This is a genomic window from Nonomuraea sp. NPDC048892 (genome assembly GCF_040649735.1).
Classification (GTDB): Bacteria; Actinomycetota; Actinomycetes; order Streptosporangiales; family Streptosporangiaceae; genus Nonomuraea; species Nonomuraea maheshkhaliensis.
Genome location: NZ_JBEZFZ010000061.1, coordinates 1 through 13,518, shown reverse-complemented (window position 1 = coordinate 13,518; position 13,518 = coordinate 1). Strand labels below are relative to the sequence as shown.

The following is a 13,518-nucleotide window of genomic DNA, read 5'->3' as shown; positions in this document are numbered from 1 at the left end:
ATGGTCAGGCCTCCGATCGAAGAGCCGATGATGACCCCGAGGGTGATGAAGGACGAGTGGACCGTATTGACCAGCGGCCGGGCGTTGGTGGTGCGTTGGACGCGGGTGGCCATGGCGGGTTCATGGTGACGCCTACTACTAGAGCGACCGAAGAGACCCGAAGGAACTCAAGGGTTATTAGTTACACGAGTTGCCTGTACGCCAGCTTCGACCTGCGCCGGCGCACTGTCCTGAAAGCCTTCCCCAGCCTCCAACGGCGGGGTCAGGCCTGGATGCGGGCCATGAGCAGGGCGATGTCGTCCTCGGGTGTGTCGTCCACGATGGAGCCGATGACGGTCGTGCACACGCATTCGAGCGTCGCCGACCGCGATGCCGCGCGGGCGAGGGTGTCGCCGAGCCTGGCCATGCCCGTGTCGAGGTCGGCATGCCGCGTCTCAATCAAGCCGTCGGTGTAGAGGGCCAGCAGGGTCCCGGCCGGCAGATGCAGGTCGTGCGACTGGAAGGTGCCCAGCCCGACGCCGATCGGCGTGCCGGCGGGTAGCGAAGGGAACGTCACGTCGCCGGACGGGGTCACGATTGCGGGCGGTGGGTGTCCGGCTGCGGCCATGGTGCAGCGGCCGGTGCGCGGATCGTAGACCGTGTACAGACAGGTGGCGCTTGTGACATCGAAGCCGCGGGCGTCTTTGGCCATCAGGTGGTCGAGGTGGGTGAGCAACTGGTCCGGAGGCAGGTCCAGGTAGGCCAGGGTGCGCACGGCGGTGCGCAGTCGGCCCATGGTGGCCGCGGCGTTGATGCCGTGCCCGGTCACGTCGCCGACGACCAGGGCGAGGCGGGAGCCGGGCAGGTGGATGGCGTCGTACCAGTCGCCGCCCACCCCCTTGTGCCGGTCGGAGGGCAGGTAGCGCGAGGCCACCTCGACGGTGTCGGTGCCGCTGAGGCCGTCCGGCAGGAGGTCGCGCTGGAGTGCGAGCGCGGTCTGCCGCTCGCGGGTGTACTGGCGCGCGTTGTCCAGGCTCAGTGCGGCCCGCGCGAACAGCTCCTCGGCCAGGAGCAGGTCGTCTCGGGTGAACGGCGCCGGGTTGGAGGTGCGCGCGAACGCCGCAACGCCGAGCACGTCGCCGCGCGCCTGCAGCGGAATGACGATCAGCGAGTGCACGCCGCGGGCGCGCATGGTGCGCGACCGGTCGGGGTTCAGGTCCAGCCAGGTGCCGGGCGAGGTGTCCAGCACGGGCTCGAAGTGCGGCCGGCGCGTGTGCAGGACCTCCATGAACGGTGATCCCTGCGGCACGAACACCGCCTCGTTGCGTCCCCAGAGAGACTCGGGCACCCCGTCGTGCACCGAGGCCATGCCGGCCCGCCGGAAGACGGGAATGCCGGCCTCTGACGCGGCCAGCCGCTGCAACGGCTCGGCGCCGGGCAGCATCTCCTCGCACAAATCGACGGTCATGTAGTCGGCCAGGACCGGAATGGACAGCTCGGCCAGCTCTTGGGCGGTTTTCCTGACATCCAGCGTGCTGGCGAGCCGGACGCTGGCCTCGCGCAGCAGCTTGAGGCGATCTCGCGCCTTGCTGTTGCTGAAATCCAGAGCCACCGAGCACACGCCCAGCGGCCGGCCGTCGGCGCCCACCAGAGGCGACAGCGAGATGGACAGCGCACGCTCCTGACCCTCATAGGACCAGTGGGCCTCCCGGTCGATCACGGGCTGGCCGTCGGCGAGCACCTTGCGCATCGCGTCCTGCACCGCCTCGGTGTCGATCCCCTCGATGGGCTCGGTCAGGGAGCGGTCGTTACGGTAGTAGGGGTAGCCGTCGCCGAGCTGCTCAGACGCCTCGTTCCGCCAGACGCAGCGCAGATTCTTGTCCCAGATGGCCATGGCGATGGGGAAGCTGCTGATGAGCGATTCCAGCAGGGCGCTGGTGGACAGGTCGGTGGCGGCCGCGATCGCCGACACCAGCCAGAACCCCTGTCGGGTCCCGGCATCGTCGTCCAGAGTGAGCGGGGCGGCTTCGGTGCGGACGATGACCACCTCGCCATCCCGCCGCCGCACCTCCATGAATCCCGTACTGGGCAGATGCGTGCCGGGCGGTTCGCCGCCCTGGCCGTCGGACGGGAGCAGTGTGCCGATGGGGCGGCCGAGAATGTCGGTGGCGGGGTAGCCGGTGAGCTCTTCGGCGGCCTGGGTCCAGCCGACCACTGTGCCCGTGCGGTCGACGACGGCGATCGCTGGGATCGTCCCTCCACGAAGGATGCCAGCTGCTTTCATGCCCATCACCTCCAGTTGGGGACGAGGCGGTGGGCGGTGGTAGCGCCGATACCGCTGGAAGAGCCCATGGCGACGAGGCCGAACAGGGAGCGCGCCTCGGCGTCGGTGATCTCCAGTGCGCCGAGCAGGCCCCGGCCGGCGTTGTTGACCTGGACGTCGACGTTGCCGAAACGCTGGACGGCGGTCTCGACGGTGGCCGGGGCGATCTTCTGATCGCGGGTGACGTCGAGCCGGACGCCGAGCACCCGGCCGGACCGCTGGAGGTCGCCGGGCAGGCGGGCGGGGTCGCGGACCGCCGCCACCACGGTGTCGCCGTGTGCCAGGGCGGTGCGGGCGAGGTGCAGGCCGAGCCCTCGGGAAGCGCCGGTGATGAACCACGTGGACATGTGAAAGCTCCTTCGTCGCCAGCCAGAAAGGCCCTCATGCCCCACGGTGTGCTGCTGGGCAGCGGCCTTCTCGCCCCGGCCGGTGCGGCCGGGCGATCTGGAAGGGGGCCCGCGCGATGCTCCAGTCCAGCAAGTTGTCCGACCCAGTGGCCCACCACAGGTCGGTGATCGCGCGGTTCACCCCGTCAGGCCGTTGGTGGCGGTGTAATGCCACATTACCGCCTTGGTGCCCTGACGGGTCAGTTGGCCATCGCCTTCCACCCCACCGGCGGTCCACGCCTTCTGGTCGTTCACGCCGCGCGGATGGTGGGGCTGGCGGGTCTGGTCCCGGCCCACACAGAGGACAAGTTGGCGAGGAGCCGAGGCCCAAGCCGACCACCCTTCGACAGAGGTGAAGCATGCGCCGTCGTCCCGAGGATGGGCAGCGTGCGCCGCCGCCTGGCCGCGCCGTCGGCGACCCGTTCCCTCGGTGCGGCACGATGATGCGCCCTGCTCGAACGGACGGCTCCTCGTACTCCAGTGACACTTCGCGATCTTGGGCCTGGAGGTGGCATGAAGGCGGCCACCATGTGATCATTCGGAGTGGTTGGACGGAAATATCGTGTTCCTTTGCCCGATCCCATCACAGGTGGGGTCATGCTCACCCCTGTCGTGAAACGCTCCCGATAGCCCGCAGGCATGACGCCGAAGCGACGCCAGCCGGCTGGCACAGACGATCGCAGACCTTGGAAGCCCGGCTCACCGAGCCGGGGGCAGGCCGACGAGGGTAAACGGCCCTCAACGGCCAGCCAGGAGCCCCACCATGACCACGCTCGAACGCACCCTTGTCCAAGCCCTCACGAAAATCGTCATCAGGCTGGATCTCAGCGACGACGACACCATCACGCCCGAGGCCACAATGGAGGTGCTCCAGTCGGTGATCGCTCTCCTGCACGACTCCCTCCCTACGCGTGCAGGCGTGCGCGAGACGTGCACATGCACGACGGAGAGCGAGCGCGGTCCCGCGCCGCCAGGGGCCGCCCGATGCCGGTCCCGCCCAACGCCCAGACGCTGCAGACACCGGCCGACGGCACCGGCGGATGCGCCTACGACGCCCAGAGCGCCACATCGCTGGATGCGGTGTATGAGAGCCTCGGCAGCTTGCTCGGCACCATGCCCAAGACCCAGGACATCAGCGCCGAGGTGCTGCGCCGGGGCCCCGTTGCCGGCGTTCGCGCTGGCCGCCCTGGCACTCCTGACACCGATCCGGCTGGCCTGGCCGCGCCGCGTCTGGCCGGTGAGCGCCGCGCAGCAGAGGTCACCTCGACGATCGGCGGCCGGGGCCGTGCGGAGCCGCGATCTCAGGGCAGGGGGCCGGCAGCACGCGGGTCGAGCAGGATGAGCACGCTCAGCAGGACGATCCAGGCGACGACGGCGGCCACCAGGAGCCTGGCGGTGGAGTACCGGCGGCGCAGCTTCTTGAAGGGGTTCACAGCCATCCGCTCCTGCGCAGCAGCCGGTGCACGATGATCACGGCGATGACCATGGCGGTCAGGCTGAGCGGGTAGCCCAGCAGCCAGTGCAGCTCGGGCATGTAGTCGAAGTTCATGCCGTAGATGCCGGCGATCATCGTGGGCACGGCGATGAGGGCCGCCCAGGAGGAGATCTTGCGCATGTCGGCGTTCTGCTGCATCGCCGCCTGGCTCTGCTCCCGGCCCACCAAGGCCAGGTGTGCGCTCAGCACGCTGGTCAGCAGTTCGTTGCGCTCGTCCACCGCCGCATCGACCCGCAGCAGGTGGTCCAGCACGTCGCGGAAGCGCTCCCGGTTGACCGAGCACAGCTCCACCCGGCCTTTGACGATCTCCTCCAGTACCGGGACCAGCGGATCCTGCGCGGTGCGGAACTCCAGTACTTCCCGCTTGAGCTGGTAGATGTCCTCGGTGACGTCGGCGTGCTCGCCGCTGAACACCCGGTGCTCCAGCGCGATCAGGTCGCTCTCCACCTCGTGGCTGATGCGGCCATAGGCGTCGACGACCTCATCGCAGATCGCGTACAGCACGCCGGCGGGCCCTGTGGCGAGCAGTTCGGGGTCGGCCTCCAGGCGGCGGCGCACCTCGGCCAGCGGGGCGGCCTGTCCGTGCCGGACGCTGATGACGAAGTCCTTGCTCAGGAACAGGTTGATCTCGCCGACCTCGATGTCGGAGCACGCCTTGTCGTACAGCAGCGGCTTGAGCACCACGAACAGGGTGTCGTCGTAGCGCTCCAGCTTGGCCCGCTGATGAGCGTGGATGGCGTCCTCGACCGCCAGCGGATGCAGCATCACCTCGCTGGTGATCAGATCGAACTCCTCCTGCGTGGGATCGTGCAGGCCGATCCACAGGAAACAGTCCCCCCGGGCCCGAGCGGCGCCGAAAGCGTCGCTGATGTCGCCGATGATCGTCTCGCGCGTGCCGTTGCAGTAGATCGCCTGGTCCACAATCACACGCCATATTGTTGCGTACCTGGACAATCGGCCGTCTGCGTTCGAACGGCACCGGGCTGGCGTGGGAGCCGCCACGGCGGCGTTTCGCTTCGTCCTCGAGCGCCTCAACGCTTCGCGGCGTTGTCGGCCGGCGTGCGGCAAGACCCTCCGACGGTGCCCTCGGCGGTCAAGCAGCAACAGCGGGGACGGCAAGGCCGCCGAGCCCCAACGCGGCGCTGACGCATCTGGGCGAGGGCGGCACAAGCCTGCCGCGCGTCCCGGACGCGCCGGAGCGGACGAGGATGACAACGAGCCATCCTCCTCGTCTCAGCCGCCAAGATGGCCCGCCTGTACCGCTTCATAACTCATCGCGTGGTGCTTGATCTGCGGCTTTGACCTCCACAGGCCCTACGGGCAAGATCGCAGTTCGTGTCGGTTCGTCTGCTGTCTCTGACCTTGATCCGGGTGTTCGGCTGGCTGGTGTTGCTGGGGCGTAGCCAGGCGTCCAAGGATGTCGAGATCATGGTGCTCCGCCACGAGGTTGCGGTGTTGAGTCGTCAGGTTGTGCGGCCGAAGCCGGACTGGGCCGATAGGGCGTTCCTGGCGGCCTTGGCCCGCGTCCTGCCGTCGGTGCTGCGCGCTCCTCGGCTGGTCACCCCAGGAACCCTCTTGACCTGGCATCGTCGTTTGATCAAATGCTCCTGGACCTACCCCCACCGCACCGGCCGTCCCGGAACCAGCAAAGAGGTCCGGGATCTGGTCCTGCGCCTGGCCCGTGAGAACCCAAGATGGGGATACCGGCGGGTCCACGGTGAACTGGTTCGGCTCGGTTTGCAGGTCAGCGCGGCGACCGTGCGGCGGATCCTGCGTTCACGCCGGCACAGTCCGGCGCCACGAACCTTCGACACTTCTTGGCGGACGTTTCTACGGCTGCAAGCGAAGGGCTGCTCGCCTGCGACTTCTTCCACGTCGACACGGTCTTCCTGAAGCGCTTGTACGTGTTGTTCGTGATGGAGGTGGAAACGCGACGTGTGCACATCCTGGGCGTTAGCGCTCACCCCACAGGCGCCTGGACGGCTCAGCAGGCGAGAAATCTGTTTATGGATCTCGTGTCAACGGCCATGAGGATGTCCAGGTAGACGGTCTTGGGTTGTCTTGGCTGGTGGCCATCAGAAATCCAGGCTGGTGGCCGGGGTGGTCCTGATGGTGGTCAGGTGAGCGGGGTGACGCCCATGCCGGCGAGGGCCTGGGCGAGGCGGTGGGAGTCGCCCTTCGTCAGGACCAGATGGGCGTGGTGCAGGAGCCGGTCGACCGAGGCGGTGGCCAGGGTCTTGGGCATGATGGTGTCGAAGCCGCTGGGGTGGATGTTGCTGGTGATCGCGATCGAGCGGCGTTCGTAGGCGGCGTCGATGATCCGGTAGAAGGCTTCGGCGGCGTCGTTGCCGGCCGGGAGCAGGCCGATGTCGTCGATGACGATCAGGTCGGCGCGGCAGATGCGGGTGACGGTGCGCGCGACCGAGCCGTCGATCTTGGCCTTGCCGATGGTGGCGGTGAGGGTTTCCAGGGTGAACCAGGCGACGCGCAGGTCTTTCTCAATGGCGGCGTGGGCCAGGGCCTCGACGAAGTGGGACTTGCCGGTGCCGGACGGTCCGGCGATGACGAGGTTCTCGGCGCGGCCGATCCATTCCAGGGTGGCCAGCGCGTTTTGGGTGGGCTCGGGAATGGAGGACTGCTGGCTCTGCCAGGAGGCGAGGGTTTTGCCGGTGGGGAAGCCGGCCGTGGTGCGGCGCTGGCGGCGGGTGGCGGCGTTGCGGCCGGTGACCTCCTCCTGGATGAGGACGCGAAGCACTTCGGCGGGGTCCCAGCGTTGCGCGCGGGCGGTGGCCAGCACGTCGGGTGCGGCTTTGCGCAGGTAGGGCAGGCGCATACGGCGCAGCAGCCGATCCAGTTCACCGGACAGGGCCGGCGCGGCGGGGGCGGTCACGAGAGGGGGCTCCTTCGAAAGAGGTGTGCGGTTCGCCGTGGCGGGGTGCCCGGCCCTGCGGTCAGGGCCGGGCAACCGGCCCGGGACATCCCGGGGCCGGGGTCTATCGGCCCATGGCCTGCCAGCTGCCGGTGCCGGGCTGGGCGGAATGAGCTTCGTCGGCGCGCACGAGCTCTTCGGCGGACTGGTGGCCGGCCAGGTGGTCACAGATGGCGGGCAGGTCGTCGTCGGCGAAGCGGCCGGCGATGGCGGCCAGGCCGAGAGCTTCATCGACGCGAGCCGGGCCGAGCACGGCGGCCAGCTCGACCGCTTGGGCCATCTTGGCCCGGATGCGCACTGCTCCGGCGGGTCCGGCTTCGGTCAGCCACCGCTGGGCGCCTGGCCCGATGGCCAGGAACGCGATCTCGGCCTCGGTGCGGGGCCGTGGTTTCGGGGCGTGGATGCTGCGCCCGCCGGGGTGATCGGGGTAGTGCTCGTCCAGGATGCGCGGGCTGCCCGGGGTGGACACCGCATGGCGGGCGATCTCGGCCAGGTCGCCGTGGCCGGTGCGGGCGGTGATGAGCAGTTCCTCGCCCACGACGCGGACCCAGACCTTGGCGCCGACGTGCCCGGGCGGGGTGGAGTAGCGCACCGAGGCGAAGCTGATGGTCTGATCGTCATAGACGGTGCGTTCGCTGCCCAGGGCGAGCGCGAACGGCTCGGCGGGCAGCACGTGCAGCGCGGCGCGTTCGATGGCCAGCCGCTCGGCGGGGATCTGCCCGGTGGCCCGGTGCCGGCGGCCGTTGATGTGTTCGCACCAGGTGCGGCAGGCGTCGGCGAGTTCGGCGAAACTGCCATAAGCGCTGCGCAGGTTCGCCTCGGCGGGCACCAGGTCGGCCTTGGCCAGGCGGACGGTGGCCTCCACCCCGCCCTTGGATTCCGGGTCGTAGGGCACGCAGGTCTCCACCGTGCAGCCGTAGTGCCGGCCGGCGGCGACTATTTGCGGGTGCCGGACGGCGATCCCGGCGACATGGTCGCTGGTGACCGTGCGTGCGTTGTCGGTCAGCACGTACGTGGGCGCGCCGCCGATCCGCCGCAACGCCGAATCCAGGCAGGCCACCAAGGTGCCCAGGGTGCAGTCCCAGACCGGGATCACCACCCGGAAACGGGACCAGGCCAGCCAGGCGCACCACAACCACGTCCGCCGCCCGCCAACGCGCGGCCCCTCGCCCCAGTCGAACTGCAGCCACATGCCCGGCTCGGGGATCCACGGCCGGTAGGTGCGCCGCCGGCCGGCCTTCCAGGCGGTCTTGGCCGCGTTCACCGCCCGCCGGGTCGAACGCGGCGAGCCGCGGTAGCCCATCGCGGTCAGCTTGTCGTGCGCGACATCAGCGCGGATCTTGGCTTTCGACGCCTCCACCCATTCCTCGATCTTCTCCAGGAACGGGTCGATCAGCTTCGGCCGGGGCGCCCGCTCATGCGGGTTGAGTCCCAGATCCCGCAGTTCGACATACCGTTTCACGGTCTTGGGATCAGCACCGGTCAGCTGCGCGGCCGACCAGACCGTCCTGGTCAGGTCGTATGCCTCAAAGATCTTCATGATCTCCCTGTCAGACTTGGTCACGGGACCTCTTCGGTCGGTTTGCGAAATGCGGCAAACATCAGCAAACCGGTCCGGAGGGGTCTCCCGGAGCGGGGGCGGAGATCAGGGCACTCGCGGCCATCTGCCAGGAATTTTCGTGGTCATCAGCCGGGACTCAACTGGCCGCCCATCAGGAGCCTGCCATGGCCGTCGGCATCTCGGCCGCCAAGTAAGGTCATTTCGGTTCCTCATCCGTGACCGGGACGCCAAATTCACCGCCGTCTTCGACGAGATCTTTACCAGCCAGGGCGTCACGGTGATGAAGACACCGCCACGAACGCCTCGAGCCAATTGCTACGCCGAACGCTGGATCCGAACCGTCCGAGCCGAATGCACCGACCGCATGCTGATCTACGACGAACGCCACCTTCGATCGGTTCTGAACGAGTATGTCGAGCACTACAACGCGCACCGCCCGCACCAGTCTCGACGGCAACGCCCACCTGATCAAGACGAGGACGTCGTGGTGCCGCTGGAAGGCCGGGTTCAGCGCCGGAGGGTGCTCAGCGGAGCCATCAACGAGTACCACCGAGCCGCCTAGCTGTTCCGAAGAAACACCAGCTCAGACCACATGCACGAGTTTTGAAGCGGTACAGGTGCTCGACGCCATGCCGGTCACCATGTTCCGTGAGGAGGCTGCCCATGTACTCGGTGCCCTCGGCTCGGTCGACCAGCGAGAGGCGGCGATGCACCTGCGGGGGTTGGCCGAGGGATACGAGATGGGGCGGGCGGCCGTCCGAGTAGAGGGCGTGTGGAGCGGTCCGTCATCAACCAGGGTGCCGACCCGCGCCACGGCTCAGGTGCTCATCGGACTGGTGGAGGAGACCCGACGGGAGCTGATCCTGATGACCTACGCAGCCCGGTCCCATGACCGGCTGCGTGCGGCACCGGCCATCGCAGGCCGTCGTGGAGTGTCGATCATCGTTGTGGTCGAGACCTTAGCGGGGGCGGCTGGGACGCTTCAAGGCGAAGAACCCGCCGCCGCGTTCCGAGAACTTCCGAGTACGTAGATCTGGCACTGGCCGGTGGACAAGAGAACCGAACCGTTCTCACGGTTGCACGCCAAACTGGCCGTCGCCGATCGAGAGGTGCTGTTCATAACGAGTGCCAACCTGACCCAGGCAGGGATCGGCAAGAACATCGAGGCCGGCCTGCTCATCCTCGGCGGTCTGGCACCCGTGCGGGCTAGTGAGCATGTTCGAGAGCTTCAGGCATCGGGCATCTTACGCCGTATGCACTGAGGAAACCCGCACGAATGCGGCGGACGACGGCATCATTCCGGCTCGCGCATGCTGTCCATAACCAGCTTGAAGGGTGTCAAAACTGAGCCCAAGGCGCTGACCTGCCTCTTTCATGACGACGCCCCGTCGGTCAGCTGGCTCGCTGGTATTCGTTGATCAGCCCGCCGAGGACTTGGTGGCGCTTGATCTGGCCCGTGGGCAGCGGGATCACGTCGGAGTCGTCATCAGTGGGAGCTCGGAGGCCGAGGGAGCGGTGCGGCTTGTGTCGATTGTAATGATCGGCGTATTCGTCCAGCACGGTACGAAGGTGCCGCTCGCCGAAGATCAGCAGCCGGTCGATACATTCCGTGCGTGCCGTGCGGACCCATCGCTCGGCGAACGCGTTCGCGCGAGGCGCTCGCGGCGGGATCTTCAGCACCTGAATGTCGTCGCCTGTGAACACCTCATCGAAGGTGCGGGTGGCTAGGACAGTTTCGTTTGGGATCTGGGATCTGGCCCACATTTCGTGATCGTCTCGGACCCGTCTTCAGCGGCGCTCTGCCGTGAGCAGGATGCGCTTGCGGAGTAAGGCCGTTCCGGCGCGCCCGAACATCTGCCGCTTGAGCATTTTGATCTTGTTGACGACGCCCTCGACCGGGCCGGAATTCCACGGTGTGGTCAGACCCTGTATGACGGCGGAGAGGTCTTGCCGCAGGCCCTTGGCGAAGGCGGACACGCCGGGCAAGTCGTCGCCACTCACCTGTTCGATCCAGGCCGGCAGGTCCTGGCCGGTCAGTGTGGTCAGCATGGTGGCGAAGCTGCGGACGTGCCCGGAGAGGGTGTCCAGGTCGGGGCAGCGCGCGCAGATCCTCTGGAGGAGCAGGTGTTCCTCCTCAGCCAAGTGGTCGGGGCGACGGAGCAGGCAGGCGGTGACCTCCCGCACGGTGGGCGACGGTGGCGGCATCGGCGCGGGTGTGGGCCGACGCGCCGCGACATAGTCGCTGACGATCCCATAACTGCCGTCGAAGCCATGCTCGGTGATCTCGTGGTGAAGCTGGCTGGCATTGCGGCAGCCGTCGGCAACACGCTGATCCAGGTACGGCTTGAACGGATCCAGCTTGCTGGGCCGCGGACCTGTCCACTGTCCCTTGAGCAGTTCGGTCCAGCGGGCCGCTCGGGCGTAGCGCTGGACGGTGTGTCGTCCCCAGCCCAGTTGCCGGGCGATGCCCCTGATCCCGTGGCCCTGCTCCAGAAGTTGGTGAACCAGGGCATGGTGACGGCGGACCCGCTCGGCGAACTTCCCCACCGGCTCGTCGGTCCCGGCTATGTCGGGTGGTTGTCCTGGATCTTCCTCCGGGGTGAACTCCGGTGCCGGTTCTTGCAGGCAGGAGCGGTGCGCCGCCACGCACCGTTCGACGGCCTTGGCCAGGTTCTGCCACAGATGGAATCGATCAGCTACCTGAACCGCCTGCGGAGCACCTGCTCGGGCGCCCTCGGTATAGGCGCCCGCGCGGTCTCGGCAGATCACCTCGATACCGGGGTGTTCACGCAACCAAGCGGCCAGTGGGTCGGCCTCGCGCCCTTCCAGCACCTCCAGCGGCACACCGCGTTCGCAGTCGATGAGGATCGTGCCGTAGCGATGCCCGCGCTTGAGGGCGAAGTCGTCCACGCCGAGGACCCGCGGTGCTTCGATGATCGAGTCTGGCATGGCCATGACCAGCCGCAGCAAGGTAGAACGGCTGACGGTCATCTGCAACAGCCGGGCCACCCGAGCCCCGGCCCGTCCAGCGAGCGCGACCCCGAGGTGCTGCAGAGACCGGACCAGCAGTGGTGTCTTACGCGCGTACCGCATCGTTAAGCCGGGCGCTTGCTCGGCGTAGGTCTTCTGCTCGCATGTGGGCTGCCGGCACACCAGACGCCGTACCTCCAGCACGATCACCATCGGCTGGCCGCTGATCGGGGTGTCGGCCAGACGACGCTGGTAGCGGCTGTGCACCTGGCCGGAAAGCGTCCCGCAGGCGGGGCAGGCGACCTGTACCGCCGGCATCTTGGCCACGACCCTTACCACGCCGTTGACGTGCTCGACCCGCTCGACCTCGACACCCGACAGGTGAGGCAGCAGCACATCCAAAACATGATCATCACGACACGCGGATCATCGTCGCTCACGCCGAAGGACCGGCGGGCCCGTTTCGATCACGAAATATGGGCCAGATCCCAACTCAAACCGTCATAGCCATACCGGCTGAGTGGCGGACGACGAGGTCGGCCATGGCGTATTTGAGCAGAGACTAGATGCCCTCTTATGGAGCAAAGGCGACAGCTCCTAGGACACCAGGTGCTGATGCATTGGGTGTGAGATCCAGATCATGGACGGGACGCCACGATTCCACGCGGACCAAGCCGGGCTCCACCAACTCAAGCCCGCGGAAATATTCGCTGATCGCCGCCTGATCGCGCATATTTAATCCACCATGCGCCTGGGCGTAGATCGCTCTTCCGACGTCGATCGCATCGTCATTCAGTTCGCCACGGAATCCGTGAGAAAGCACCAACGCGCCACCGGGCGGCAGGCTCTCCCGCAGGACGGAGACGCTGTCGGCTGCCTCCTGGTCGTCCTCGACGAAGTGCACGATAGAGCACAGGATGACCGCATAGGGCCGGTCGAAGTCAAGGTGGGCCCGAACGTCGGTCCGGTCAAGGAGCTCCCGTGGCGCTCGTAGATCGCCGTCGACCACGATTGTCTGGCGGTTGTTAGCCAACAGGGCACGCGCATGGACCAGCACGATAGGGTCGTTGTCAACGTAGACGGTCCTAGCATCGGGTGCGATTCCTAGAGCAACCTCATGAACGTTCTGTTGAGTAGGAAGCCCAGTGCCGATGTCAAGGAATTGGCGGATGCCAGCTTCGGCGAGAAAGCGTACTGCTCGGCCTAGAAATTCGCGATTTTCCCTCGCTATCTGCCGAACGTTCGGCAATACCTGTAAAATCTTATCTGCAGCCTCCCGGTCGGCCGCGAAGTTATCCTTGCCGCCAAGGCAATAGTCATAGATCCGCGCCATGCTCGGCACCGTCGGGTTGAAGAGCGGACTTAGCTCGTTCATCTGTCAAGCTCCGCGCGTATACACGACATTCGCGCTCCTTCTCGTGCTCGTACGATTAAAGTACGAGCCAACTTTCCCGTCAAGGTCCGTGTTCGATGTCGCAGCCCGCGCCGAATAACCATGAAGAATCCAGGCAGCGGATCGCGACCCATCTGCCTGGCAACAGTCATCTCCAGCTTGGAGAGTTCTGCAATTGCGCATCAGTCGGCAGGCCAATTTCACTTCATTCCTCCATCGGAGGCAACGCTTCTCGCTCTCGACATGCACCCTCGAGCTCGTTCGCGGTCTTGCCGTGAGGAGAAAATACACATCCCTCCTGTCGTAAGGCTTTCGTAAGGCTGTCTCGTGGCGCAATTCAGTTACGGCAGCTGTAGGTCGGGATCTTCGGGGGCTGTGATCCGTGGGCCAATGCCGTTTAGTTAGCGATCATGCTGGTAGCGTCGCTTGGTGATCTTGCCGGGTGGCGCAGGCGGTTCGGGTCGGCTGATGGATCTGGTTGG

13 protein-coding genes are annotated in these 13,518 nt (G+C 66.9%); 4 read left to right on the top strand and 9 right to left on the bottom strand.

All coding sequences use genetic code 11. The features are described 5' to 3' along the window. Positions 1–262 precede the first annotated feature (262 nt). The 4 genes from AB0C28_RS55835 to AB0C28_RS55820 form a co-directional block, all read right to left on the bottom strand. Positions 263–2,263 carry a SpoIIE family protein phosphatase gene (locus tag AB0C28_RS55835; protein ID WP_358085646.1) on the bottom strand — a complete coding sequence of 667 codons (2,001 nt, stop codon included), beginning with the start codon at positions 2,261–2,263 and terminating at the stop codon, positions 263–265. 5 nt (positions 2,264–2,268) lie between these two features. After that, positions 2,269–2,649: an SDR family NAD(P)-dependent oxidoreductase gene (locus tag AB0C28_RS55830; RefSeq protein WP_357858141.1), complete on the bottom strand. Its 381-nt coding sequence runs from the start codon at positions 2,647–2,649 to the stop codon at positions 2,269–2,271. 1,340 nt (positions 2,650–3,989) lie between these two features. After that, on the bottom strand, positions 3,990–4,127 hold the full coding sequence (locus AB0C28_RS55825) for a hypothetical protein (protein WP_357858135.1): 138 nt from the start codon (positions 4,125–4,127) through the stop codon (positions 3,990–3,992). Continuing rightward, positions 4,118–5,110, bottom strand: coding sequence for a magnesium and cobalt transport protein CorA (locus AB0C28_RS55820; RefSeq protein ID WP_357858132.1), 993 nt, complete (start codon positions 5,108–5,110; stop codon positions 4,118–4,120). Before AB0C28_RS55820 ends, AB0C28_RS55825 begins: the two co-directional genes overlap by 10 nt. A gap of 408 nt (positions 5,111–5,518) precedes the next feature. Here AB0C28_RS55820 and AB0C28_RS55815 point away from each other — a divergent pair, with 408 nt between their 5' ends. After that, the gene (locus AB0C28_RS55815) at positions 5,519–6,076 is read left to right on the top strand and encodes a helix-turn-helix domain-containing protein (RefSeq protein ID WP_358085643.1); all 558 of its coding nucleotides are present in this window, start codon (positions 5,519–5,521) and stop codon (positions 6,074–6,076) included. Positions 6,077–6,299: 223 nt separating this feature from the next. Here the strand turns inward: AB0C28_RS55815 and istB are convergent, their stop codons facing one another. Continuing rightward, positions 6,300–7,073 carry an IS21-like element helper ATPase IstB gene (gene istB, locus AB0C28_RS55810; RefSeq protein WP_358085640.1) on the bottom strand — a complete coding sequence of 258 codons (774 nt, stop codon included), beginning with the start codon at positions 7,071–7,073 and terminating at the stop codon, positions 6,300–6,302. Positions 7,074–7,176: 103 nt separating this feature from the next. Further along, positions 7,177–8,652, bottom strand: coding sequence for an IS21 family transposase (gene istA, locus AB0C28_RS55805; RefSeq protein ID WP_358085652.1), 1,476 nt, complete (start codon positions 8,650–8,652; stop codon positions 7,177–7,179). Positions 8,653–8,791: 139 nt separating this feature from the next. On the opposite strand from istA, the gene AB0C28_RS55800 reads away from it, so the two are divergent. Genes AB0C28_RS55800 through AB0C28_RS55790 form a run of 3 tightly spaced genes read left to right on the top strand, consistent with a single transcriptional unit; the run spans position 8,792 to position 9,935 of the window. After that, positions 8,792–9,235, top strand: coding sequence for an integrase core domain-containing protein (locus AB0C28_RS55800; RefSeq protein ID WP_358085637.1), 444 nt, complete (start codon positions 8,792–8,794; stop codon positions 9,233–9,235). A gap of 55 nt (positions 9,236–9,290) precedes the next feature. Then, positions 9,291–9,704, top strand: coding sequence for a hypothetical protein (locus tag AB0C28_RS55795; RefSeq protein WP_358085634.1), 414 nt, complete (start codon positions 9,291–9,293; stop codon positions 9,702–9,704). A gap of 15 nt (positions 9,705–9,719) precedes the next feature. Then, positions 9,720–9,935 carry a phospholipase D-like domain-containing protein gene (locus tag AB0C28_RS55790; protein WP_358085631.1) on the top strand — a complete coding sequence of 72 codons (216 nt, stop codon included), beginning with the start codon at positions 9,720–9,722 and terminating at the stop codon, positions 9,933–9,935. A 130-nt stretch (positions 9,936–10,065) separates the two neighbouring features. On the opposite strand, the gene AB0C28_RS55785 is transcribed toward AB0C28_RS55790, so the two are convergent. From AB0C28_RS55785 to AB0C28_RS55775, 3 genes are all read right to left on the bottom strand, one after another. Then, positions 10,066–10,377 carry an integrase core domain-containing protein gene (locus tag AB0C28_RS55785; RefSeq protein WP_358085628.1) on the bottom strand — a complete coding sequence of 104 codons (312 nt, stop codon included), beginning with the start codon at positions 10,375–10,377 and terminating at the stop codon, positions 10,066–10,068. An 84-nt stretch (positions 10,378–10,461) separates the two neighbouring features. Then, entirely contained in the window at positions 10,462–12,039 is a 1,578-nt protein-coding gene (locus tag AB0C28_RS55780) for an ISL3 family transposase (RefSeq protein ID WP_358085649.1), read from the bottom strand. A gap of 178 nt (positions 12,040–12,217) precedes the next feature. Next, entirely contained in the window at positions 12,218–13,018 is an 801-nt protein-coding gene (locus tag AB0C28_RS55775) for an SAM-dependent methyltransferase (protein WP_357863611.1), read from the bottom strand. Between the last annotated feature and the right edge of the window lie 500 nt (positions 13,019–13,518).

What these genes read in the sequence shown, in the direction of transcription:
- AB0C28_RS55835 (WP_358085646.1), bottom strand. Translation starts at nt 2,263, where the DNA reads ATGAAAGCAGCTGGCATCCTTCGTGGAGGGACGATCCCAGCGATCGCC.
- AB0C28_RS55830 (WP_357858141.1), bottom strand. Translation starts at nt 2,649, where the DNA reads ATGTCCACGTGGTTCATCACCGGCGCTTCCCGAGGGCTCGGCCTGCAC.
- AB0C28_RS55825 (WP_357858135.1), bottom strand. Translation starts at nt 4,127, where the DNA reads ATGGCTGTGAACCCCTTCAAGAAGCTGCGCCGCCGGTACTCCACCGCC.
- istA (WP_358085652.1), bottom strand. Translation starts at nt 8,652, where the DNA reads ATGAAGATCTTTGAGGCATACGACCTGACCAGGACGGTCTGGTCGGCC.
- AB0C28_RS55775 (WP_357863611.1), bottom strand. Translation starts at nt 13,018, where the DNA reads ATGAACGAGCTAAGTCCGCTCTTCAACCCGACGGTGCCGAGCATGGCG.